The organism is Natronospirillum operosum (genome assembly GCF_004768465.1).
Classification (GTDB): Bacteria; Pseudomonadota; Gammaproteobacteria; order Pseudomonadales; family Natronospirillaceae; genus Natronospirillum; species Natronospirillum operosum.
In genome coordinates, this window is the sequence record NZ_SRMF01000009.1 from 115705 (window position 1) to 139634 (window position 23930).

A 23930-nucleotide genomic window follows, 5' to 3' on the forward strand; every position below is an offset into this window, starting at 1 on the left:
TCAGAGTCGTACCGGATGCCAGTGATGTCAAAGTTCCGCTTCTCGCGCCCCGACCGTCGGTCGCCGCTGCCCTGCTGTCTGGCTCTGGTCCTGACCGGGCTGGCCGCAGTGGCTGCCGCCGCCGACCGGACGCCGCCGGTGGCCAATCCATCTGCTGAACAGATAGAGCGCACGCTGATCTGGGACGGCCTGCCCGGCGTTGTCGATGGCAGCTATCTGCCAGGGTCGGCGCAGCAGTTGCTGGTGGTTCAGCAGAGCGGTCGATTGTACTGGTTGCATGAAGGCAGTGGTCGTGCGCAGCGTATGCACGAGTTTGCCGTATCCGGCCGCGGTGACCTGGGGGTGCAGGCCATGGCAATACATCCGGATTACCCGGCTGATCCCCGCCTGTTTGTGCTGCTCAACCCGGCGGACGGACCGCTGCGCACACGCCTGGAGATGTGGCAGATGCGTACCGATATTCCCGGTCGACCTCGGCTCGAAACGCGGGAAACCCTGCTGTCAGTGCCGCAGGCAGAGCCCTGGCACAGTGGTCGCGGGCTGACCTTCGGGCCCGAGGGCTATCTCTATGCCGCTCTGGGTGATGGCGGTCACCGTGCCGGCGCCCAGCGCCTGGCGCAGTCTGTCGAGAGCCTGCGCGGCAAGATACTGCGGCTTGATGTCAGCCGGCGCGAGCCAGGCCGCCCCTATGCGATTCCGGCCGACAACCCCGATCTGAATGACCCGGCGGCAAGGCCCGAAATATGGGCGCTGGGGGTGCGCCACCCGGGGCGCCTCAGTTTCGATGCAGACGACAGCCTGTGGTTGGTGGATGCCTACGGTGATCACCGGGAGGAGGTGCATCAGGTCGCCGGTGGGGACAATCTGGGCTGGCGCTGCTATCAGGGGCGGCAGCGGCATCTGGATGATGCCGGCTGCGCGGACATTGAGCACCGCCCGCCGGTGTTCGACTATCGTTTGCGCGGCGATCAGCGCGTTGTCGGCGGTGGTTTCTACAGCGCGCGTCTGCTGCCGGGTCTGCAGGATCATTATCTGTTTGCCGATTTCCATGCGGGTACCGTCTGGGCACTTGGAGCGGCGTCCGAACCGGTGACACTGGGTCGCTGGGACTGGCATCCGTCGGCCCTGATTCCACGCCCCGAGGGTGACTTTCTGATCGCGGATTATGTCAGCGGACGCCTGTACCAGCTCAGCTCAGCACCACAATGATCTGGGTCAGCACCAGGCTGCCCATCTGCAGCCAGCGCAGGCGCAGGTACCAGGGCTGGATATAACGCGCGATACGACCCCAGCTTTCCTGCCAGACCAGCAGTACAACGGCGGCCAGTACAGGATACAGCGCCACCTCCGGCAGCAGCAGTGCCCACATGCCCAGCGTGATGGTGACCAGTGCCGTCAGCAACGAACCGGGCAGGCCGCGGCCCTCGCAGAGATCATCCTGCCATTGCACCATGGCCCAGTGATAACTGCCCAGGTGGATGATCAGGGCACCGCTGAGAACCTGGTAGAACCGGCCGACATGACCCTGTTCGGCCAGCGTGCTCAGCAGCAATGCCGCACACAGCCAGAGCGCCGCATGCAGCAGCAGGTGCACCAACAGGGTCAGTCTGATCAGTCGCATGCCGTTCCGGGCTCCGTGGATGCGCGCATGAGCACGGTTTGATGGGAATGTCGGGAATACGCAGCCCGGGCTGATCTGGTTCATGGCCGGAGCAGACAGCCAAGAAAATTCTTGTGATTCAATGGCCCGCCCCTACAATATCCGACATGACTTCGAGCACGACTGCCGAAGCCGTGCGCCTGGACAAGTGGCTCTGGGCCGCACGGTTTTACAAGACAAGAGGCCTCGCCAAGAGTGCGGTTGAGGGCGGCAAGGTGCACTATAACGGCGCCCGCGCCAAGCCGAGCCGCGCTGTCGAGATAGGGGCCGAACTGCGTCTGCGCCTCGGCTTTGAAGAGAGAACCGTGGCCGTGCTGGCGCTCAGCGAACGGCGTGGCCCGGCGCGGGAAGCCCAGCAGCTGTATGCGGAAACGCCGGAGAGCATCGAACGCCGGGAACGCAATGCCGAATTGCGTCGTCATTCCCGCCTGGCTCAGGTGACACCCGAGCAGAAGCCGTCGAAGAAGCAGCGGCGCGACCTGCAGCGCATGAAAAATCAGGCCCTGGACCAGTGACGGCAGGTCCGGCCGGCAACCTCCACGGCATAATCGTCAATTCGGTAATAACCAGCAAGAGTACCCAGCATGTCCCAGAGTGGCACCGATCAGTGTCAGCGTTTCCTGTTCGATCAGCTTGCCATCCGTGGTGAATTGACCCATCTGCAACAGAGCTATCGTGACGTCCTGTCCCAGCACAGTTATCCGGCGCCGGTGGCTCGGCTGCTCGGGGAGTTCATGGCGGCGGTCAGTCTGCTCAGTGATACGCTCAAGTTCCGCGGCCTGCTCAGTCTGCAGGCGCGTGGTGCCGGTCAGGTGCGTACCGTCATGGCCGAGTGCGAGCACCATGAGCGGCTGCGCGCCATTGCCCGCTACACTGATGACTTTGTCGACGGTGGTCCGATGCTGGGCGAAGGCCAGTTGGCGATCACCATAGAGCCGGAGCAGGGGCAGCGCTATCAGGGTATCGTCAGCCTGCGTGATCATGGGCTGGCACAGGCACTGGAGGATTATTTCCAGCAATCCGAACAGATTCGCACCCGGGTCTGGCTGGCCGCCGACGGTGTACAGGCGGCCGGCCTGCTGATCCAGGCCATGCCCGAGAGCGCTCATGAGAGCAGCCTGACCCATGACAGTGACGGCTGGGATCGGATCATCGCCCTGGCCGATACGCTGACGGATGCGGAACTGCTGACGCTGGACAGCGAACGCCTGCTGGTGCGCCTGTTTCACGAAGAAACCGTGCGTACCTGGCCGCCCGTGCCCCGCCATTTCGAGTGCACCTGCTCGCATGAACGCAGTGCGCGGGCGCTGCGCTCCATCGGCTATGCCGAGGCCCGGCAACTGGCCGTCGAACAAGGCAGTATTCAGGTAGACTGCCAGTTCTGTCGGGCCCGCTACAACTACACCGTGGAAGATGTCGAAGCCCTGTTCGAGGGCGATGACAATACGGCGCTTAACTGAACATCGACTTCGGAAAGGAATGATTATGCAACGTCTGGTACTGCAGTTGGCGAGTGAGTTGAGCATTCAGACCCAGCAGGTCGAGGCTACCATGGCCCTGCTGGATGAAGGCGCCACCGTGCCCTTTATCGCGCGTTACCGGAAAGAGGCCACTGGCGGGCTGGACGATACCCAACTGCGTGATCTGGAAGACCGCCTGCGCTATCTGCGTGAGCTGGAAGATCGACGAAGTGCCATACTGCGCAGCATTGGTGAGCAGGACAAACTGACCCCGGAACTGTCAGCGGCCATCGAGGCGGCCACCACCAAGACCGAGCTGGAAGACCTGTACCTGCCCTACAAGCCCAGGCGGCGCACCAAGGGGCAGATCGCCATCGAAGCGGGGCTGGAACCACTGGCCGACAGCTTGCTGGACAACCCGGACCAGACGCCGGAGACCTGCGCCGCAGCCTTTGTGGATGCGGATCGCGGCGTGGCCGATGTGCGGGCGGCCCTGGATGGCGCCAAGTTCATTCTGATGGAGCGCTTTGCCGAGCAGGCCGATCTGGTGGGCAAGGTGCGGGACTTCCTGCGTCAGCAGGGCGTGGTGGAAGCAAGGGTGGTCCCCGGCAAGGAAGCCGAAGGGCAGAAGTTCGCCGACTATTTCGAGCATCGGGAGCCCTGGCGCTCCATGCCCTCGCACCGGGCGCTGGCCGTGTTCCGGGGCCGCAACGAGGGCATTCTGCAGATGAGTCTGGTGCCCGACCCCGAACGTTATGACGCTGATCATGGCCAGGGGCTGATTGCCGACCACCTGCAGTTGCCGGTGAACGGTCGGGCCGCCAGTGGCTGGCTGTCGGAAGTGGCGCGCTGGAGCTGGCGCGTCAAGCTGCAGCCGCATCTGGAAACCGACCTGTTCAATACTCTGCGTGAACGGGCCGAGATGGATGCCATCCAGGTCTTCGGCCGCAATCTCAAGGATCTGCTACTGGCCGCCCCGGCCGGGCTGCGCGTGACCATGGGGCTGGACCCGGCCTACCGCACCGGCGTCAAGGTGGTGGTGATTGATGGCACGGGCCGGCTGCTGGACCATGTGGCGGTATATCCGCATCAGCCGCAGAATCAGCGCGCGCAGGCCCGGCAGGTGCTGGTCAGTCTGTGTCAGCGCCACGGCGTGGAGCTGGTCGCCATCGGTAATGGCACGGCGTCACGCGAAACCGATGAGCTGGCGCGTGAGATCGCACGCGAGCATCCGGAACTCAAGTTGCAGACGGTCATGGTCTCCGAAGCCGGGGCCTCGGTGTACTCGGCTTCGGCGCTGGCGGCACGTGAATTCCCGCAGTTGGATGTCAGTTTCCGCGGCGCGGTGTCCATTGCGCGGCGCCTGCAGGACCCGCTGGCCGAGCTGGTCAAGATCGACCCCAAGGCCATCGGGGTAGGGCAGTATCAGCATGATGTGTCCCAGGTGGCGTTGGCGCGCTCGCTGGAAGCTGTGGTGGAAGACTGTGTGAACGGCGTCGGCGTCGACTTGAACACGGCGTCGTCGGCGTTGCTGAGCCGGGTGTCGGGGCTCAACAGCAGCATTGCCGACAATATTGTGACCTGGCGTGAAAGTGCCGGGCGCTTCCGCAGCCGCAAGGAGCTGAAATCCGTGCCCCGCCTGGGCCCCAAGGCGTTCGAGCAGTGTGCGGGTTTTTTGCGCATCCGCGATGGCGACCAGCCGCTGGACGCCTCGGCGGTGCACCCCGAGTCCTACCCGCTGGTGGAGCAGGTAGTCAGTCAGACCGGGCGCAGCATCAGCAGCCTGATGGGTGATACGGCGGCCCTGCGCAGCCTGCAGCCGGAGCAGTTTGTCAGTGACCGGTGGGGCCTGCCCACGGTGCGCGACGTGCTGGCCGAACTGGAAAAGCCGGGGCGCGACCCGCGGCCGGAATTCCGCACCGCCACCTTCCAGGAAGGGGTGCATGAAGTGAAGCATCTGAAGCCCGGCATGATTCTGGAAGGTGTCGTCACCAACGTCACCAACTTTGGTGCCTTCGTGGATGTGGGGGTGCATCAGGACGGCCTGGTGCATATCTCGGCGCTCAGTCACAGTTTCGTGAAGGACCCGGCCAGCGTGGTGCGGGCCGGTGATGTGGTGCGGGTCAAGGTCATGTCGGTGGATGTGGCGCGCAAGCGCATCGGTCTCAGCATGCGGCTGGATGACGAGCCCGAGACGGCGACGCAGGCCGAAGCAGGCAAGGCTGCACCGCGCAAGGGCAGGGGTGGTCGTCGCCAGGCCCAGAGCAGCAAGCAGGGCGAGTCGAACCGCCAGGGTACCATGGGCGATCTGCTGCAGCAGGCGCTGCAGCAATCCAGACAGTAAGCACTTGAGGCAGAAGGCATGATGTCGACAGAACTCAGAGACTGGCTGCGGGATCAGCCAGCCGACCTTTTCCGGTTTCGACACGGAATCGAAAAGGAAGGCCTGCGCACGGATGCCAGCGGGCAGATCAGCCAGACCAATCACCCGCAGGCACTCGGTTCCGCTCTGACCCACCCGCAGATCACGACCGACTATTCGGAAGCGCTGCTGGAATTCATTACCCCGGCCCGCACCCGGCCGGAGGACACACTGCAGGATCTGGCCGATCTGCATCGGTTTGCGCTGCATGTGAATCCGCAGGAAGACATCTGGCCGGCCAGCATGCCCGCCGTGCTGGATGGCGAGCTGAGCGTGCGCATAGCCGAATACGGATCTTCCCATATCGGGCGCCTGAAAAACGCCTATCGACACGGGCTCTGGCATCGCTACGGACGTATCATGCAGACCATTGCCGGGGTGCATTTCAACTATTCCGTGCCCGATTCTTTCTGGCCGGCCTGGCAGGTGCGCCAGGGCTCGGACAGCAGCCCGAGTGATTTTCGCTCGCAGAGCTACTTCGGGCTGATCCGCCAGTTCCGCCGCCATTCCTGGCTGCTGCTGTATCTGTTCGGCGCCTCGCCGGCAGTGGATCGCAGCTTTCTGCGCGAGGGGTCCGCACGCATGCAGCAGCATGGTGAGTACTCACTGCTGATGCAGGATGCCACCAGCCTGCGCATGAGCGACATGGGCTATACCAACGCCGCGCAGCAGAGCCTGAAAGTCTGCTTCAACAGTCTGCCCACCTATATCGAGACGCTGCACCGGGCCCTGCACACGCCCTATCCGCCCTATCAGTCGATCGGGATCAAGAAGGGTGAGCAGTATCAGCAACTCAACGCCAATATCCTGCAGATCGAAAACGAGTACTACTCGGACATCCGGCCCAAGCGGAACGGCCAGTCCGGTGAAAAGCCGCTGGCCGCCCTCAAGCGGGACGGCGTCGAATATGTCGAGATCCGCTGCCTGGATCTCAATCCCTATCTGCCGCTGGGCATCGATGCGGATCAGATCCGCTTCCTGAACTGGTTCCTGTTCTGGTGTCTGGTCACCGAAGGGCGGCGTATTTCGGATGTGGAATGTGAACGCGTAGGTTTCAATCAGCGTCTGGCGGTACTGTATGGCCGGGATCCGAAGCTGCGTCTGGTGGGCGAGGATCGGGTGCAGACACTGCGCGACTGGGGGGCGAGCGTACTTGATGAAATCAGTGCTTTGGTCGAGGCTGCAGCCCCGGAGGATGCGGCGGCAGTGCAGTCGTCACTGACCCAGTACCGGCGCTGGTTGCAGCAGCCCGGACTGACGCCTTCGGGTCGCATGCATGACGAACTCAGAAACCGGCCGGCCGAGTTCCGTGACCATGCACGGACCCTGGCACGACAGCATCGCAGTGTACTGACCGAACAGGCGCCGGACCCGGATTTGCTGCAGCGCATGCAGGCCATGAGTGCGCGCTCGCTGGAGGAACAGGCCGCCCTGGAAGCGGCATCCGAAGGCTCTTTCGATGAATTTGTGGCGCGGTATATGGGGCAGTCTGCCTGAGGGCGCTCGACTACTGCAGGACCAGGTTGCTGAACAGTATGCCTTCGACATGGGAGGCGCCTGTTTCGCTCCTGATGAAGTCCCGCATTTCACTCAGAATGCGTTGGCGCAACTCGCGACGCCCGTCTGTCGTGTTGAGCTCGGCATGTGGCGCATCCGAGATATTCAGCACGATGATATGGCGCAGCGTCGGTGAATGATGATTGAGAATGGCTGCGCCATCAGGACCACTGGTGACCAGGTTGACCTCCATGCGCAGGAAGCGCACACGCCCGTCACGCCCGTAGTTGAGCACAAACTCCGGTTGCAGGTCGACATAGCGGGCCAGCGGCTGTTCTTCCGAAGTGTGGTCGACCGGGCCGTCGTCGAGTTCATCCGCGTCCTGTGCTGCCACACTGACCATGGCGGTCAGCAGGGCCAGCAGCAGAGTGCGGTAGATGATGGATTTCAGCTTGGGGTAAACCCCCTGTGTCTTGAACTGCTTTCTGCGTATCATGATGCCGGTCTGAAACCTCGGTGATGGATGGGCAGGCAGTCTGGCTGTTATCGGCAGATAGCTCGCCTGCATAAGTCTAGCAATAAACAGAAGGAATGAGCACCATGGTCCTGCCATCCGTCCGGTGGCTTAATGCCCTGGCCGCAGCTAGCGTTGTGGGCCTGCTGTTACTGGCCATACTGTATCTGCAAAACAGCCTGGGTCTGCCGCCCTGTCCGCTCTGCGTGTTCCAGCGGATCGCGTTCATGGCGGTGGGTGTGGTGTTTCTGGTCGCGGCACTGCATGGCCCAGGTCGCAAGGGGGTGCGTGTCTACGGCGGTCTGGCCCTGCTGGCTGCCCTGGTGGGCGCGGGTATTGCCCTGCGGCATCTGTGGCTGCAATGGTTTCCGCCTGCGGCCGTGGCGTCCTGCGGCCCCGGCCTGCAGTTCATGCTCGACAATTATGCGCTCAGCGAGGCCCTGAATGCCGTGTTCCGTGGCACCGGAGACTGCAGCAACCAGCACTGGACCTTTCTGGGCATCAGTATTCCGGGCTGGTCGCTGGTCTGGTTCGTGATTTACGCTGTATATGCAGGTATCCTGCTGTGGCAGGGTGGCTTTCAGCGTCGCAGTGGCCGCTGAAAGTCCAGTCAGTCCACCTATTGCTTTTTGCCCGCACAGGTGGTTTTCTGGTAAGTCCGCAACACAAGGAAACAGCCTGATATGCTGGAAGAATGTCAAAGCGCCAAAGAGCGCTGGGGTGGCGTACACGACATCATCGATCGCTGGCTGGCGGAGCGTCGTGAACTGATTGTTCGCATGTTCGCCGTGAACGGCGGTCGTGGTCTGGATGTCGAAGAAGCTCCGATTGAAGAGCGTATTCAGCGCTTCTGCGAAGTGCTGGTGGACTACGTTTCGGCGGGTCACTTCGAAGTCTATGAGCAGTTGCTGCGCGAGGCGCAGGAATTCAGGGATGCCGACCTGGAGAAAGCCCGGGCCGTGTTCGTCCGGCTGGAGGACAACACCGAGCATGTGCTGTCCTTCAATGACAACTACAGCGATGTCAGGGAAACCCGGCAGCACCTGAGTGAGCTGGATTCCGACCTGTCCCGTTTGGGTGAGCAGTTGGAAGAACGGTTCGAACTGGAAGACCAGTTGATTCAGGACTTGCACGAAGTGCATCGAGACAAGGTTATTTCCGAGGGCTGACGGCAGATGAATCTGGACTGGTGGCAGCGAGCGCTGGTCCTGAGTGGCATGCTGATGCTTGCTGCCTGCACCGACCGGCCCGCACAGACCTGGTCTTTGGCCACCGGGGGGCTTTATGCCGGAGCCATTGGGCCTTCCGGGCAGCACGTGGCCGTGGGCTCGATTTTTCATGGCGGCAGTCTCTGGCAGATGCCGGACTACGAGCGCCTGTTTGACTGGAATCTGGATGCCGACCGGCAACTGGGCGATTATTCTGCCTTCACTGCCATCGCCATCTCCGACGATGGTCAGCGCGTAGCCACTGTTCAGGGCCGACAGGTCGTGATCTGGTCGGCCACCGAGGGTAACGCTCTCACCTATTTCGAAGCTCCCGCCATGATACGTTCGGTCGCGCTTGACCAGACCGGCAGCCGCTTTGTGCTCGGCCTGGAAGAGGGCACCGTGGCTGTGTTCAACGCCGCCAGCGGCGAAGTGGTGCAGCGGCTGGTCGGCCATCGGGGCGGAGTCCACAGTGTGGCGCTGTCGGGCGATGGGCGGCGGGTACTGAGTGGCGGCGATGATCGGCGGGCCATCTACTGGTCAGCGGACGACGGTCTGATACTGCAGCATCGGCGCCATGACAATCAGGTGCGTACGGTGGCGCTGTCCGCCTCAGGCGTCTATGCTTTCTCTGCCGCCCAGGGCGATGATGGCAAGGTCTGGAATACGGCCACCGGGAACGTGGTACGGGTCATTCCGGGCCGCCAGCGTGTGCTCTCGACCGCCCGCTTTGTGCACAACGACAACGAGCTGCTGGTGGGCGATCGGCGTCACGGCGTCAGCCGCTGGCATCTGCAGGCAATGGAGCGCCGAGGTCACTGGCGCCTGGGCAGTCAGGGGCTTTATGCCCGCGAAAGTCATGTCATTCTCGATCTCCGTCCCTATCAGGGTGGCGTACTGGCGCTCAGCTCCAATGGTAAACTTGCGTTATTGCAGTAACGCCGTACACTGCCACTTAAGTTGAGGTGTTCAGGAATTGTACCCTGTCAGGGACGAAGTTCAGGGTAACGGCCTCCTCACAGTACGGAAACAGGCAGCGACAGCAGTGATGGCTATGGAACAATACGCATCCAATAATGAACCCGAAACACGGGTCAACCGATATGAGCCACCCATTCGCATGGTTCTGGCCAATTCCAAGGGCGGCTGTGGTAAAACCACCATCGCCACCAATCTTGCGGCCCATTTCGCTGGCCAGGGCAAGTATACGTCTCTGATCGATTTTGACCCGCAGGGCTCGGCCATGCAGTGGCTGCAGGCGCGCCACAAGGGTCATCCTCTGATTCATGGCGTTGCCGCCTACAGTCAACTGGCCAACTCGACCCGTACCTTTGTGATGCGCAAGTTGCCGGCAGAAACCGAGCGCGTGGTGATCGATACCCCGGCCGGCCTCAAGGGCAACGGCCTGAGTGACATGATTCGTGATACCGATATCATGATCGTACCGGTCACACCCTCACCCATCGATATTCGCGCCACCACGACCTTCATCAAGGAAGTGTTGCTCAGCCCGGCCTTCCGGTCGCGGCCGATTCTGGTTGGTGCCGTGGCCAACAGGGTACGTCGCAACACCCTGGTCTACTCCAAGCTGGAACTGTTTCTGCGCAGTCTCAAGATTCCGTTCATTACCAGCCTGCGTGATACTCAGTACTACGTCCGAGCCTCCGAACATGGCCTCGGGCTGAGTGATATGGCCGCCCGACATGACACGGATGTGGAGGAGTGGGGGTTTCTGCTGGACTGGATAGACTCCGCCACCGAGAAGGTGCTGGAACGTCGGCAGGAACAGCGGTCGGACCAGGCCGGCAGTCAGTCTGCCGAGGTGTCGGAAGACGAGCCACCGCCGGGCGCCGAAAGCCTGTCCGCTGATGATGACAGCCAGAGTGCAGCCGCAGCGGCGTCCCCCGCCGACCAGTCCGAAGCGCGCTGAATACTGATTGTCAGCTGCGTCTGGGCTGACTCCGCGCCGCTGCTGGCGGTCAACTGGTCCTGGTGGCGGGCCAGCCAGGCCAGATCATGCCACTCCAGAGTCAGTTCGGCCGCTTTTACCCTCTGATAATGACTGCCGCTGCTGCCCGCAGCCTGCATTGATTTCAATTGCCGCCGCCAGGTGCGCCAGGGTCGTATGACCTCGTCCCGCCATTGCTGTCGAGGGTGGACTCGGTCGCGATATGCGCTGATCAGTGTGTTACCCTTGGCCGCCTGCCAGGCGGCGAACAACCAGTCATTGATCCATACCCCATGTTGGTCCTGACAATGCAACAGGTGTTCAGCAACGCCTGGCCTGGCATAGAGGCGGCCGGCGAACTGCCACAGTTCGAAGGCCAGCGGCAGATCCGGCGACAGGTGTTTGACAGTCAAATGATTCAGTTCTCCGATGTTGAATTGATGCGTGGCGGCGAGGCGTTGTTCAGTAGCGCCTCACTGCAGATTGCCCCCGGCGACAAGGTCGCTGTGATCGGTGCCAATGGTGCCGGAAAGTCATCGCTGTTCCAATTGCTGCTGGGCCGGCTGGGTGCCGATCTGGGTACCGTTCACCTGCCGGCGCAATGGCGCATTGCGCATATGCGCCAGGAAACTCCGGCGCTGGATCGTTCCGCCGTTGACCACGTGCTGGACGGCCTGCAGGAATGGCGGGCGCTGCAGCAGGCCATAGAGCAGGCCGAAGCCGGTGCCGATGATGCACAGCTGGCCCGTCTGCATGGCCAGATGGATGACATGCAAGGCTATCAGGTCCAGCATGAAGCCGAAATCATTCTGCTTGGCCTGGGCTTTGCGCCCACCGACCTGCAGCGTCCGGTAGCCGACTTTTCCGGTGGCTGGCGGGTGCGGCTGAATCTGGCGCAGACCCTGATTCAGCGCAGCGATCTGTTGCTGCTCGACGAGCCAACCAACCATCTGGATCTGGAAACCGTGCACTGGCTGCAGAGCTGGCTGGTGCAATATCAGGGCACCCTGCTGGTTATTTCGCATGACCGGGACTTTCTCGATGCCGTGGCCGACCGGGTGCTCAGTTTCGAACATCGGCAACTGACACTCTACAGCGGAAACTTCAGCAGTTTCGAACGTCAGCGCGCCGAACGCCTGGCGCAGCAGCAGGTGGCCTTCGAGAAGCAGGAAACCCGGCGTGCTGAAATGGAACGCTTTGTGGAGCGCTTTCGCTACAAGGCCACCAAGGCGCGTCAGGCACAGAGCCGCCTGAAGGCACTGGAGCGCATGACCCTGGATGCGCCGGCACGTGCTGACAGCCCGTTCCATTTTCGTTTCACCACCAGTGACAAGGTATCACAGCCCCTGATCAGGCTGACGGATGCGGCGTTGGGCTATGGCGAGACCACGGTGCTCAGTGAACTGCAACTCAGTCTCTATCCGGGCATGCGTATTGGCCTGCTGGGACGCAATGGTGCCGGCAAGTCGACGCTGATTCGCCATCTGGCCGGTGATCTGGCCGTGCAGCGCGGCGACAGTGAATGCGGGGCGCACTATTACCCGGGTTATTTTGCCCAGCATCAGGTGGATGCGCTGGATGCCGAAGCATCGCCTTTGACCCATCTGCAGCGTCTGGCGCCCGATGCGCGCGAGCAGGTGCTGCGCAACTTCCTAGGCGGCTTCAACTTTCAGGGTGCCATGGCGGATGATCCGGTAAAGCTGTTTTCCGGCGGCGAAAAGGCGCGTCTGGCGCTCGCCATCATTGCCTGGCAGCGGCCCAACCTGTTGCTGCTGGATGAGCCGACCAACCACCTGGATATGCAGATGCGGGCGGCGCTGGCCGAGGCACTGCAGGCTTATGAGGGCGTGGTGATCGTGGTCTCGCACGACCGCTTTCTGATGGAGTCGACCGTCGACGAGTTCTGGCTGGTGGCCGACGGCACGGTACAGCCCTTCGCGGGGGATCTGAACGACTATCTGCAACAGCTGTCGGCGCCGGAGCCCTCCTCCGGCTCGACGCCGACCGGTTCGACCGCCGACCGCAAGGCGGCCAAACGCGAGGCTGCCGAGCGGCGCCGGCAATTGGCACCGCTCAAGAAGGCGGCCGAGAAGGCGGCGCTGCAGGCAGAGCAGGCCCAGGCTCGGCTGGAGGCTATCAATCAGACCCTGGCCGATGCCGCCCTGTATGATGACAGCCGCAAGCAGGAACTGCAGCAGCAGTTGCAGGCGCAGGCGGAAGCTCAGCAGGCGCTGGCCGCCGCCGAGGCGGAATGGATGGCGGCGGAAGAAGCGCTGGAATCGGCGGGCCAGGTCACCACAGACTGAAACTGAAGTTGCAGGGCCTGCGGTCGATACAGTCAGCAATACCCTGACCGATATTGACTGCCTCATGCTCAGATTACGTCGCCCCCTGTTTCGGGTCATCACCCTCGCCGTATTGCTGATTCTGGGCAGCTGTGTGGCCAATCCGGACTGGCGCGATGTCGAGGATTACTGGCGCTACGATGACCTCTATGACTTCGCCTATCTGGTGTGCATGGCCGAAACGCATCGCAATGAGGGACGGGTACCGCTGGCCAACGCGCTGGATGGTGAAGCCTGGCGCTTTGTCGAGCGCGGCGACTTCCCCGGGCGCACCTATGTGCGCGTCCTTGCCGCCTCGCGCAGCTATGCCTATCGCGTGCCCAGCGGTGACTCCAGCGTCGGCTGCGCGCGCTGGAAGCGCAGCCAGACCCTGCACCATGTGATCATACTGAGCTTCTACTAGTCCGCTCCCGGCGATGCTATCCTTGCCGACCTCAGTGCAAACAAGGTGTCATATGGCAGAATATCCTCTGGTTCGCCCTCGCCGCATGCGGCGGGATGCATTCAGTCGGGCGCTGATGCGGGAAAACCGTCTCGGCCCGGAGAATCTGATCTACCCGGTGTTCGTGCGCGAAGGTGTCAATGCGCGTGAGCCTGTGCCCTCCATGCCGGGTGTGGAGCGGCTCAGCATCGATCTGCTGGTGGCGGAAGCCGAAGCCGTGCACGCGCTCGGTATTCCGATGCTGGCGCTGTTTCCGGTGACGCCGCCGGAGGCCAAGTCGGAGCTGGCCGAAGAGGCCTGGAACCCCGAGGGGCTGGCGCAGCGGGCGGTGCGGGCGGTCAAGGCTGCAGTGCCGGAACTGGGCGTCATGACCGATGTGGCGCTGGACCCCTTTACCAGTCACGGCCAGGACGGCATTCTGGATGCGACCGGCTATGTGGCCAATGATGTGACCGTGGACACCCTGGTGCGGCAGGCGCTGTCGCATGCCGAGTCCGGGGTCGATGTGGTCGCGCCTTCCGACATGATGGATGGCCGCATCGGCGCCATCCGCCAGGCGCTCGAAGATGCAGGGCATCACAATACCCGCATCATGGCCTACTCGGCAAAATATGCGTCGGCGTTCTATGGGCCTTTCCGCGACGCAGTCGGTTCTGCGTCCAATCTGGGCAAGGGCAGCAAGGAAACCTATCAGATGGATCCGGCCAACAGTGACGAGGCCCTGCATGAGGTGGCTCTGGATCTGGCCGAGGGTGCCGACATGGTGATGGTCAAGCCGGGCATGCCCTATCTGGATGTGGTGCAGCGCGTCAAGGCCGAGTTTCGCCGCCCCACCATGGTGTATCAGGTCAGTGGTGAGTATGCCATGCTGCAGGCTGCGATAGCTCAGGGCTGGCTGGATGAGGCGGTCATTACCGAGAGCCTGCTGGCCTTTCGCCGCGCCGGTGCCGACGCCATTCTGACCTATTTTGCGCGCCGGGTAGCCGAGCAGTGGCAACGGGAACAGGGATAGAAAGTTGGCGGAGGGGGTTGTATTATCAGCAGCCGACTCCACGTTGGACAAGTCAGGGCGGTCGCAGTTTCGACGGCCCACTTAACTCAAAAATTCTGGATGGGTGTTATGAGTGACCACATCATTAACGTGACGGACGATTCTTTCGGTACTGACGTGCTCGGTGCCGACAAGCCGGTACTGGTCGATTATTGGGCTGAATGGTGCGGCCCCTGCAAGATGATCGCGCCGGTGCTGGAAGAAGTGGCTGAAGAGTACGCGGACAAGCTGGCTGTGGCCAAGCTCAACATTGACGAAAATCAGTCCACACCGCCGAAGTACGGCATTCGTGGTATTCCCACACTGATGATTTTCAAGAACGGTGATGTGGCGGCCACCAAGGTGGGCGCACTGTCCAAGTCGCAGTTGCTGGAATTTATTGACAGCAATCTGTAATGACGCAGCGAGGCGGCCAGCGTGCAAGCGCACCGGCCGCCATGCAAAAAGGGCTGCAACAAGGATGCGGCCAGTGACCCCAACCGTAAATTCAGCCCAAAATGCGGTAGACACCGCTGCGGTTTCTATCTATAGTACGCGAGCGGATCTCATCTGCCCTCGGCGTCTCCCGCCCGACCCCTATTTATTATTCCTTAAAAAACAATCCAATTGTTCAAACTGACAGCGCGTCTTTCCTATGAATCTGAGTGAACTGAAAACCCAACCGGTTCCGGAGTTGCTGAAAATTGCCCAGGACATGGGCCTTGAAAATGTAACCCGCACCCGCAAGCAGGACCTGATCTTTACCATTCTCAAGCGCCACGCCAAGAGTGGCGAAGATATCTATGGCGATGGTGTGCTGGAAATTCTGCAGGACGGGTTCGGTTTCCTCCGCTCTGCCAGCAGCTCCTATCTGGCCGGCCCGGACGACATCTATGTGTCACCCAGTCAGATTCGACGCTTCAATCTGCGCACCGGCGACACCATTGCGGGCAAGATCAGGCCGCCGAAAGAGGGTGAACGCTATTTCGCGCTGCTGAAGATTGACGCCATCAACGATGAAGCCAACGAGAACTCGCGCAACAAGATTCTGTTCGAGAATCTGACCCCGCTGTTTCCGGAGGTGTCGTTGCCGCTGGAAACCGGCATGGGGTCCACCGAGGACCTCACCGGGCGCGTGCTTGATCTGGTATCGCCGATCGGCAAGGGCCAGCGAGGTCTTATAGTGGCACCGCCCAAGGCGGGCAAGACACTGATGCTGCAGCATATGGCACAGGCCATCGTGCGCAACTCGCCCGAAGTCGAACTGATTGTATTGCTGATCGACGAGCGGCCGGAAGAAGTGACCGAGATGCAGCGCTCGGTGCGCGGCGAAGTGGTCGCTTCCACCTTTGACGAGCCGCCGTCGCGTCACGTTCAGGTGGCCGAAATGGTCATCGAAAAGGCCAAGCGCCTGACCGAACACAAGCGTGATGTGGTGATCCTGCTGGATTCCATTACTCGTCTGGCGCGCGCCTACAATACTGTGGTGCCTTCGTCCGGCAAGGTGCTCACCGGTGGTGTTGACGCGCACGCTCTGGAGCGCCCGAAGCGTTTCTTCGGTGCGGCGCGTAATGTCGAGGAAGGTGGTTCTCTGACCATTGTGGCCACGGCCCTGGTGGACACCGGCTCCAAGATGGATGAAGTCATCTACGAGGAGTTCAAGGGTACAGGCAATATGGAAGTGCATCTGGATCGGCGCATCGCCGAGCGGCGCATCTTCCCGGCCATCAATATCCGCCGCAGCGGCACCCGCCGCGAAGATCGCCTGATCAAGGCCGACTCTCTGCAGCGCCTGTACATACTGCGCAAGCTGCTGGCCGACATGGAAGACGTGCAGGCCATCGAGTTTCTGCTCGACAAGCTCAAGGGCAGCAAGACCAACAACGAGTTCTTCGACGCCATGCGTAACGGCTGAAGGCCGCTCGTCACACGGGGCCTGCCCATCCCCTTGCCTGGGGACGGGCCCCGGGTACAGTCTGTCAGTAATAGTGCGGCAGATTGATACCCTGATCTTCAAAGGCGGTCCGCATGCTGTCGAGGTCGTAGGTACTCAGCCCGAGTATATCCAGTACGATGTCGCGAATATCATCCCACTCGTGGTCCACCTGCTGCTGACCAATGGCGTGGTAGTTGCCGCACATGTGCTCGGCTGTTTTCAGGATGGCCAGCAAGACGGTCTTTTCGCTTTCCCGGCTGGTGCCGGGGCTCTGTGATATCTGGCGCACGTTGTGATGGTCGGCAATGACTTCGCACAGGTGTGCGGGCAGGTTCCAGGAGCGGGCACAGTAGTACCCGACCACAGCATGATTGGTTTTGAAGGCGGCGTTCTCGGCGTCGATGATCCGTTCATGGTCGCCGGCATAGGCTTCCTGCATGATCTGAAAATAACCTGCAAAGCGCCGGTGCATCAGCGGCATGCCGGCGTTGTGGAACAGGCCCAGGTTGTAAGCTTCATCAGGGTTGGGAAAACCGATCTGCTTGGCCACGGAGGCGCTGACAATGGCGACATCCATGGCCGTGTCCCAGAATCGGTTCAGCTCCATGATTTCGGCATCGCCGAGTTCACCCCGAATACTCAGACCATTGATGATATTGACCACGGTCTTGAGACCCAGCAGCGTCACCGCATGGTTGACCGAGTTGATCCGGTTGCGCAGGCCGTAGGCTGGCGCATTCACGACCTTTAGCATGGTGGCGGCCAGTCCGACATCCTGCTTGATCAATTCGGCAATATTGTTCAGGTCCGGTTCCGGGTGCATCTGTTCCATCTGCAGGTCGACCATGATCTGTGGCTGCGGCGGCACCAGTATGCCCTGAAGAATCTGCTTGATCTGTTCGTCGGTCAGTTGTACGGCGGTCATGGTCGGTTCTCGTTATTCTGGACTGATTTCAGGCCGGCATGAGTGGCAGGCTGGCCGAGTCTAGCAGGCGGCTGAGTTCGCGCAGCAATCTTGCGGCCCGCTCTGTGGCGGCCGCGAAGGCTTCCGGTTCGCTGTCTGCACTCAGCGCGGCGAGCCGGTCATCGGTGGCTCTCCAGTCGCTGGTCGAGATGCCAGCCTGCTCCACCTGTTCCAGTGTAGTCGGGTCTGACCACCAGTGCGCCAGAGCCTGGGTCAGGCCATTGAGATACAGCAGATCGTGTTCGCTGGACAGGGCTCGACCAATTTGCCCGCGTGCCAGGCTTTCGCCAATACGGGTGGCATCTTCCAGGGCTCTGGACCAGACCCAGAGCAGGGTGGCGGTGTCCGTTTCCGGGTTCAGCGGACCTGCATGGTCATCCCAGTAGTCCTGCCAGACGCTGGCCTGACTGGTCAGGTCCAGTGCCAGCAGCGTGGCCATCCGGCTGCGGCGTGCCGCCGGTGTCTGTTCGGTCAGTGGTATGCTGTCCAGATCGGCAGCGGGTGCAAAATCCCCCGGCTCCCGTCGGACGCTGCCGAACAGCAATACTTCGAGCGCATAGAAGCCCAGAGATACCTCGCCGTCGTCGGTCACCTGATGCTGGCGCAGCAGGGTCTGCAGGGTCAGGGCCATGGTTTCGTCATGCACAATTCCGCTGTCTTCATAACCGGGCACGGCATCGACAAAACCGGCCAGGGCGGGTGCCGCAGCGGTGCGCTGCCAGCGTGCCCCATGTGGTATCGGGCTGGCACTGGGCAGCGGGTATTGCAGGCAGAGGCTGGCACCACCCCAATTGGAGAGCGCCTGGCGCCAGGCCGATTGGGCGCCACGCAGGGTGTCTGCCGTGGGTGCATCGGCGAGCAGACTGACCTGGCTGGCGAGCACTGCGGTCTGTTCCTGATGACCTTGCAGCAGCGGCTCGCACTGGGCCAGGGTCATGGACTGCCACAGGGCTTTCTGCTCGGAGACCTCGGGCAGATCGGTCGCATCTGCTTCCGGGGCTTGACTGGCGCTGTCCTGTGTTTCCGGTGCCGGGGCTTCACTGCTGCAGCCAGCCAGCCCGATAACTGCGATCAACGCAAGGATATAACGGGCCATGAACGGTGCTCCGCAATCTGATTGAGGGTGGGGTCGGGGTCGACTGCCACCGGGTCGGTGACCTGCTCCAGCAGCGGCAGGTCATTGTGACTGTCACTGTAGAACCAGCGTCTGGGGAAGGTGTCGTCCTGGTCCTGCAGCCAGTCTCCCAGGCGCTTGATCTTGCCTTCGCGGAAGGCGGGCACACCGTCGATGCGGCCCGTAAATTGGCCTTCCGCGTCCTGCTCCGGCTGTGTGGCCAGCAGACTGGGGACACCCAGCAGGTCGGCAATGGGGCGGGTGATAAAGTCGATGGTGGCCGTGATGATGAGCAGGGTATCACCCTGCCGGCGGTGCCGGTCCAGCAGCGCAGCGCTGCCGGGTGCAATCATGGAGGACACGACCTCCTGAAGGAACTGCTCGCGCAGCGCCTCCCGCTTGTTCCGACCCAGCTCCTGCAGGGGCTGGACAACAAACTGCACGTACTCGTGGATATCCAGCGTGCCGGCCTGATAGCGGGCGTAGAAGTAGTCGTTGGCACGTTGATAGTCAGCGCGATCGACCACGCCCTGAGCAACCAGGAAGGCGCCCCAGGCATGATCGCTGTCGCCGGCCAGCAGGGTGTTGTCGAGATCAAAAATCGCCAGTGCCAAAAAGGAACCTCCATTGTCGGGCAGATCGTTTGTGGGCCCGATTATCGCATGATCAGAGGGGCTGAGCACCCGTCGTTCGGTTGCCATGCTCGCAAACTTTGTGGAACAATCATTCCAGAGACGCTGAAGGCGGGTAATAGATTATGATCGACGTTGATGGGTATCGTCCGAACGTCGGTATCATTCTGGCCAATGATGCAGGCCAGGTATTGTGGGCGCGGCGCATCGGGCAGGATGCCTGGCAGTTCCCGCAGGGCGGCATTGGCTCCAGAGAAACGCCGCTTGACGCCATGTACCGTGAGTTGCGTGAGGAAATCGGCCTGGGCCGAGAGGATGTTGATATCATTGCCTGCACGTGCGGCTGGCTGAAATATCGGCTGCCGAGACGGATGGTGCGGCAGCGGCGCATGCCGGTCTGCATCGGCCAGAAACAGAAGTGGTTTCTGCTGCGCATGCGGGGGGATGACTCCCGGGTGGCGCTGGACCATTCCGACACCCCGGAATTCGATGGCTGGCAATGGGTCAGCTACTGGTATCCGCTGGCCCATGTCGTGCCTTTCAAAAAGCAGGTCTATCGGCAGGCGCTGACCGAACTTGCTCCCCGGCTGACCAAAGCCCTACAAGGACAATCAATTCAACATGCTGACCACGCTCAAGCGGATCGTACAGGAAGTTACTAGTGCCCGGGACCTGTCCGAGGCGCTGGAACTCATCGTTGTGCGTGTCCGGGATGCGATGGACGCGCAGGTCTGTTCGGTCTACCTCTTTGATGAAAGCAGTCGGCGCTATGTGCTGATGGCCACCGAGGGTCTGAACAAGGACCAGGTAGGTCAGGTCAGTCTGGGTACCAACGAGGGCATCATTGCCCTGGTCGGTAAACGGGAAGAGCCGATCAATATCGAGGATGCCCACAACCATCCGGCGTTTCACTATATGCCGACCGTGGGCGAGGATCCGTTCAACGCCTTTCTGGCGGCCCCCATCATTCATCAGAAACGTCTGCTGGGCGTCATTACAGCGCAGCGGCACGAGAAGCGCCGCTTTGATGAGAGCGAGGAAGCCTTCCTGGTCACGGTGTCGGCCCAGTTGGCCAGCGTCATCGCCCATGCGGAGGCCTCCGGACAGGACATCAATGGTGTGGTGTCCGGCATTACTCAGCGCGATATCCGCTTCAAGGGGGTGGCCGGGGCCAATGGTGTGGCCATTGGCACCGCCGTGCTGGTGACACCACCGGCTGATCTGGAGGAGATCCCGTCCCGACGGGCGACCGATATCGAAGCCGAGTTGGGCCGTTTGCAGACCGCACTGGACTCGGTCAAGGGGGATATTCGTCGGGCTGGCGAAAAGCTGGCGGGTGAACTCAGGCCGGAAGAACAGGCCCTGTTCGATGTCTATCTGAATATGCTGGATGACCGCGCCCTGGGCTCAGAGGTCAGGCGTCTGATCGAAGGTGGGGAGTGGGCCGAAGGTGCACTGGCCCAGGTGATTCGCGGTTATTCCAGGCACTTCTCCCAGATGGAGGATGTCTACCTGCGCGAGCGCGCGGCTGACATCCGCGATCTCGGACGGCGCGTGCTGTCCTATCTGCAATCGGAAGAAACCGAACCGCATGAACTGCCGGACCGGGCCATCATCATTGGTGAAGATCTGACCCCCGCCATTCTGGGCGAGGTGGATGAGGAGCATCTCGCCGGCATTATCTCCATTCAGGGTTCGGCCAACTCGCATATCGCCATTCTGGCCAGGGCCATGGGTATTCCCACCGTGATGGGGCTGGTCGACCTGCCGTATCGGCAGGTGGAAGGGCAGCAGCTGGTGGTGGACGGCTACCGCGGCCATGTGTATGTCAATCTGTCTGATGATCTGCTGGAGCATTTCCGCGAAATCGAGCAGGAAGAAAAGGCCTTTGCGGAAGAGCTTGAAACGCAGAAAGATCTGCCCTGTATCACGCTGGACGGTCAGGCCGTGGTGCTGCAGGTCAATACCGGCCTGCTGACTGATGTCTACCGGTCGCTGGACCGTGGGGCAGAAGGTGTGGGGCTGTACCGTACCGAAGTGGCCTTCATGATGAAGGACCGCTTTCCCACCGAGGCCGAGCAGACCGAAATCTACCGCAGCCAGATGGAGATCTTCTCGCCGCGTCCGGTCACCATGCGCACACTCGATATTGGCGGTGACAAGGCTTTGCCCTACTTCCCGATAGAGGAGGAAAACCCCTTTCTGGGCTGGCGGGGGATCCGGGTGACCCTGGATCACCCGGAAATTTTCCTGGTGCAGATCAGGGCCATGCTACGGGCCAGCCTGGGGTTGGACAATCTGCGCATCATGCTGCCCATGATCAGCAGCATCAGTGAGCTCGACGAGGCCCTGCACCTGATATACCGGGCGGTGTTCGAGCTGCAGGAAGAGGGCATTCCGGTCTCGATGCCGGAACTGGGGATGATGATCGAGGTGCCGGCTACCGTCTATCAGACCGCCGCCTATGCTTCCCGGGTCGACTTCCTGTCGGTCGGGTCCAATGACCTGACTCAGTATCTGCTGGCGGTGGATCGCAACAATCCGCGCGTGGCAGCACTGTACAGCAGCTATCATCCGGCCGTGCTGCAGGCGCTGAAATACATTGTGGATACCGCCCATGAAGTCGGTACACCAGTGTCGATCTGTGGGGAGATGGCCGGTGATCCGGCCGGTGCCGTGCTGCTGGCGGCCATGGGCTATGACAGCCTGTCGATGAACAGTGCCAGCCTGCTGCAGGTCAAGTCGGTGTTTCGGGAAATCGAGATGAGCTGGGCCAGGGATCTGCTCGATGAGGTCCTCCGCCTGGAGGACCCCATGGTGATCAAGAGCACCATAGATCTGGCGCTGCGCGATGCGAACGTCAGCCTGGCCAGCGTGACGTTCAATCGTGACCGCTGGAGCTGATCAGCCCTTGGCGGCGCGACTGGCGCGCCGACGATCACTCTCCAGCAGCATCTTCTTGCGCAGCCGGATCTGGTTCGGCGTCACTTCCACCAGTTCATCATCGTCGATGAACTCGAGTGCCTGTTCCAGTGTCATGCGTACCGGCGGGGTCAGCAGCAGGGCATCATCCTTGCCGGAGGCGCGCACATTGGTCAGTTGCTTGGCCTTGGTCGGGTTGACCACCAAATCATTGTCGCGGCTGTTCTGTCCGACCACCATGCCTTCGTAGACTTCCTCGTTGGGACCGATAAACAGGCGACCGCGCTCCTGCAGCGTGAACAGGGCATAGGCCAGTGACTTGCCGGATACCATGGATACCAGCACACCGTTCTGGCGGCTGCCGCCGAGTTCGGCCTGCAACGGACCATAGTGATCAAAGATGCTGGTCAGAATGCCGGAGCCCGAGGTCAGTGTCATGAACAGGGAGCGGAAGCCGATCAGGCCACGCGCCGGCATGATGAAGTCCATGCGGATACGGCCCTTGCCATCCGGGACCATGTTCTGCAGGTCGGCCCGTCGATTGCCCAGTTCTTCCATCACCGAGCCCTGGTGCTGCTCTTCGACATCGACCACAACCTGTTCGTAGGGTTCGGTCTTCTTGCCGTTTTCGTCTTCCCGGATCACGACTTCGGGGCGTGACACACCCAGTTCATAGCCTTCACGGCGCATGGTCTCGATCAGCACCGACAGGTGCAGCTCGCCGCGCCCGGAGACCTTGAATTTCTCTGCGCTGTCGCCGGGTTCCACCCGCAGGGCCACGTTGCTGAGCAGTTCACGCTCCAGGCGTTCGCGGATATTGCGGCTGGTCACGTATTTGCCGTCACGGCCGGCAAAGGGAGAGTCGTTGACCTGGAAGGTCATGGACACGGTCGGCTCGTCGACGGTCAGCGGGGGCAGTGCCTCCGGCTGGTCCGGATGACACAGGGTGTCGGAGATGAACAGTGATTCCATGCCGGTGACGCAGATGATGTCGCCGGCCTCGGCCTGGTCGACCTCGACGCGCTCCAGACCATGGTGGCCCATGACCTGCAGAATGCGGCCATTGCGCACCTTGCCGTCCTTGCTGACCGCCTTGATCGGCGAGTTGGGGACGATCTTGCCGCGGGTGATGCGGCCGATGCCGATGACGCCGACATAGCTGTTGTAGTCCAGCGCCGAGATCTGCATCTGGAAGGGGCCGTCGGCATCCACATCGGGTGACTTCACGCGGTCGACAATGATCTCGAACAGGGGCGTCATGTCGTCGGCCAGCTGTTCATGGTCCATGCCGGCGACACCGTTCAGCGCCGAGGCATAGATCACCGGGAAGTCGAGTTGCTCTTCGGTGGCGCCGAGGTTGTCGAACAGGTCGAAGACCTGGTCAACCACCCAGTCCGGCCGCGCCCCGGGGCGGTCCACCTTGTTGATGACCACGATGGGCTGCAGGCCCTGTTCGAAGGCTTTCTGGGTGACGAAGCGGGTCTGCGGCATGGGGCCGTCGAGCGCATCAACCAGCAGCAGCACGGAGTCGACCATGGACATGACGCGCTCCACTTCACCGCCGAAGTCGGCGTGTCCGGGCGTGTCCACTATATTGATGCGGTAGCCGTTCCATTCGATGGCTGTGTTCTTGGCCAGGATGGTAATCCCACGCTCTTTCTCCTGGTCATTGGAGTCCATCACGCGTTCGGCGGTGAGGTCTTTTCGACCCAGGGTGCCGGACTGCTGCAGCAGTCTGTCGACCAGGGTAGTCTTGCCATGGTCGACGTGGGCGATGATGGCGATGTTACGAAGGTTATCAATCACAAGCGTGGGTTCCTGTTTCTAGAGGCACCG

The 23930-nt window shown here is 61.6% G+C and carries 22 protein-coding genes and 1 pseudogene; 16 read left to right on the forward strand and 7 right to left on the reverse strand.

Features of this window, described 5'->3' with window-relative positions; all coding sequences use genetic code 11:
* The first annotated feature begins 24 nt into the window (after positions 1-24).
* Positions 25-1209 (forward strand): PQQ-dependent sugar dehydrogenase, encoded by a 1185-nt coding sequence (locus E4656_RS16715; protein ID WP_167856104.1) that lies wholly within the window; start codon positions 25-27, stop codon positions 1207-1209.
* Here the strand turns inward: E4656_RS16715 and E4656_RS16720 are convergent.
* Complete coding sequence (locus E4656_RS16720) at positions 1190-1621, reverse strand: hypothetical protein (RefSeq protein WP_135484454.1); 432 nt, start codon at positions 1619-1621, stop codon at positions 1190-1192. The two genes, E4656_RS16715 and E4656_RS16720, sit on opposite strands and share 20 nt — an antisense overlap.
* Positions 1622-1767: 146 nt before the next feature.
* On the opposite strand from E4656_RS16720, the gene hslR reads away from it, so the two are divergent.
* The 4 genes from hslR to gshA all read left to right on the forward strand — a co-directional run bounded on the left by hslR (position 1768) and on the right by gshA (position 7039).
* Positions 1768-2175: a ribosome-associated heat shock protein Hsp15 gene (gene hslR / locus E4656_RS16725; RefSeq protein WP_135484455.1), complete on the forward strand. Its 408-nt coding sequence runs from the start codon at positions 1768-1770 to the stop codon at positions 2173-2175.
* A gap of 69 nt (positions 2176-2244) precedes the next feature.
* Positions 2245-3120 carry an Hsp33 family molecular chaperone HslO gene (gene hslO / locus E4656_RS16730; protein ID WP_135484456.1) on the forward strand — a complete coding sequence of 292 codons (876 nt, stop codon included), beginning with the start codon at positions 2245-2247 and terminating at the stop codon, positions 3118-3120.
* Positions 3121-3145: 25 nt separating this feature from the next.
* Positions 3146-5464 (forward strand): Tex family protein, encoded by a 2319-nt coding sequence (locus E4656_RS16735; protein ID WP_135484457.1) that lies wholly within the window; start codon positions 3146-3148, stop codon positions 5462-5464.
* Between the two features lie 18 nt (positions 5465-5482).
* Complete coding sequence (gshA, locus tag E4656_RS16740; protein ID WP_240754011.1) at positions 5483-7039, forward strand: glutamate--cysteine ligase; 1557 nt, start codon at positions 5483-5485, stop codon at positions 7037-7039.
* Between the two features lie 10 nt (positions 7040-7049).
* Here the strand turns inward: gshA and E4656_RS16745 are convergent, their stop codons facing one another.
* On the reverse strand, positions 7050-7535 hold the full coding sequence (locus tag E4656_RS16745; RefSeq protein ID WP_167856105.1) for a flagellar basal body-associated FliL family protein: 486 nt from the start codon (positions 7533-7535) through the stop codon (positions 7050-7052).
* A gap of 95 nt (positions 7536-7630) precedes the next feature.
* Here E4656_RS16745 and E4656_RS16750 point away from each other — a divergent pair, with 95 nt between their 5' ends.
* The 4 genes from E4656_RS16750 to E4656_RS16765 all read left to right on the forward strand — a co-directional run bounded on the left by E4656_RS16750 (position 7631) and on the right by E4656_RS16765 (position 10691).
* On the forward strand, positions 7631-8155 hold the full coding sequence (locus E4656_RS16750) for a disulfide bond formation protein B (RefSeq protein ID WP_135484459.1): 525 nt from the start codon (positions 7631-7633) through the stop codon (positions 8153-8155).
* Between the two features lie 81 nt (positions 8156-8236).
* The gene (gene rsd, locus E4656_RS16755) at positions 8237-8722 is read left to right on the forward strand and encodes a sigma D regulator (protein WP_135484460.1); all 486 of its coding nucleotides are present in this window, start codon (positions 8237-8239) and stop codon (positions 8720-8722) included.
* A gap of 6 nt (positions 8723-8728) precedes the next feature.
* Positions 8729-9700 carry a WD40 repeat domain-containing protein gene (locus E4656_RS16760; RefSeq protein ID WP_135484461.1) on the forward strand — a complete coding sequence of 324 codons (972 nt, stop codon included), beginning with the start codon at positions 8729-8731 and terminating at the stop codon, positions 9698-9700.
* Positions 9701-9815: 115 nt separating this feature from the next.
* Positions 9816-10691, forward strand: a complete 876-nt coding sequence (locus E4656_RS16765) for a ParA family protein (protein WP_276605985.1) — start codon at positions 9816-9818, stop codon at positions 10689-10691.
* A 137-nt stretch (positions 10692-10828) separates the two neighbouring features.
* Here E4656_RS16765 and E4656_RS20775 read toward each other — a convergent pair.
* Positions 10829-11122 (reverse strand): annotated as a pseudogene (locus E4656_RS20775) (TIGR02444 family protein); the annotation flags it as partial.
* Here E4656_RS20775 and E4656_RS16775 point away from each other — a divergent pair.
* The 5 genes from E4656_RS16775 to rho all read left to right on the forward strand — a co-directional run bounded on the left by E4656_RS16775 (position 11003) and on the right by rho (position 16441).
* The gene (locus E4656_RS16775; protein WP_338090058.1) at positions 11003-13015 is read left to right on the forward strand and encodes an ABC-F family ATP-binding cassette domain-containing protein; all 2013 of its coding nucleotides are present in this window, start codon (positions 11003-11005) and stop codon (positions 13013-13015) included. The pseudogene E4656_RS20775 and the gene E4656_RS16775 sit on opposite strands and share 120 nt — an antisense overlap.
* A gap of 64 nt (positions 13016-13079) precedes the next feature.
* Positions 13080-13457 carry a hypothetical protein gene (locus E4656_RS16780; protein ID WP_135484463.1) on the forward strand — a complete coding sequence of 126 codons (378 nt, stop codon included), beginning with the start codon at positions 13080-13082 and terminating at the stop codon, positions 13455-13457.
* Positions 13458-13509: 52 nt separating this feature from the next.
* Positions 13510-14508: a porphobilinogen synthase gene (gene hemB, locus E4656_RS16785; protein ID WP_135484464.1), complete on the forward strand. Its 999-nt coding sequence runs from the start codon at positions 13510-13512 to the stop codon at positions 14506-14508.
* 108 nt (positions 14509-14616) lie between these two features.
* Positions 14617-14943: a thioredoxin TrxA gene (gene trxA / locus E4656_RS16790; protein ID WP_135484465.1), complete on the forward strand. Its 327-nt coding sequence runs from the start codon at positions 14617-14619 to the stop codon at positions 14941-14943.
* Between the two features lie 238 nt (positions 14944-15181).
* Positions 15182-16441 carry a transcription termination factor Rho gene (rho, locus tag E4656_RS16795; RefSeq protein WP_135484466.1) on the forward strand — a complete coding sequence of 420 codons (1260 nt, stop codon included), beginning with the start codon at positions 15182-15184 and terminating at the stop codon, positions 16439-16441.
* Between the two features lie 64 nt (positions 16442-16505).
* On the opposite strand, the gene E4656_RS16800 is transcribed toward rho, so the two are convergent.
* The 3 genes from E4656_RS16800 to E4656_RS16810 are packed head-to-tail and all read right to left on the reverse strand — an operon-like array spanning position 16506 to position 19154.
* Complete coding sequence (locus E4656_RS16800; RefSeq protein ID WP_135484467.1) at positions 16506-17387, reverse strand: HDOD domain-containing protein; 882 nt, start codon at positions 17385-17387, stop codon at positions 16506-16508.
* 28 nt (positions 17388-17415) lie between these two features.
* Entirely contained in the window at positions 17416-18522 is a 1107-nt protein-coding gene (locus E4656_RS16805) for an imelysin family protein (RefSeq protein ID WP_135484468.1), read from the reverse strand.
* Entirely contained in the window at positions 18498-19154 is a 657-nt protein-coding gene (locus E4656_RS16810) for a histidinol-phosphatase (protein ID WP_135484469.1), read from the reverse strand. Before E4656_RS16810 ends, E4656_RS16805 begins: the two co-directional genes overlap by 25 nt.
* 143 nt (positions 19155-19297) lie before the next feature.
* Between E4656_RS16810 and E4656_RS16815 the strand changes: the two genes are divergently transcribed.
* Positions 19298-19834 (forward strand): RNA pyrophosphohydrolase, encoded by a 537-nt coding sequence (locus E4656_RS16815; RefSeq protein WP_135484470.1) that lies wholly within the window; start codon positions 19298-19300, stop codon positions 19832-19834.
* On the forward strand, positions 19794-22076 hold the full coding sequence (ptsP, locus tag E4656_RS16820; protein ID WP_135484471.1) for a phosphoenolpyruvate--protein phosphotransferase: 2283 nt from the start codon (positions 19794-19796) through the stop codon (positions 22074-22076). Before E4656_RS16815 ends, ptsP begins: the two co-directional genes overlap by 41 nt.
* Here the strand turns inward: ptsP and typA are convergent, their stop codons facing one another.
* Positions 22077-23900: a translational GTPase TypA gene (typA, locus tag E4656_RS16825; protein ID WP_135484472.1), complete on the reverse strand. Its 1824-nt coding sequence runs from the start codon at positions 23898-23900 to the stop codon at positions 22077-22079.
* Positions 23901-23930: the final 30 nt, after the last annotated feature.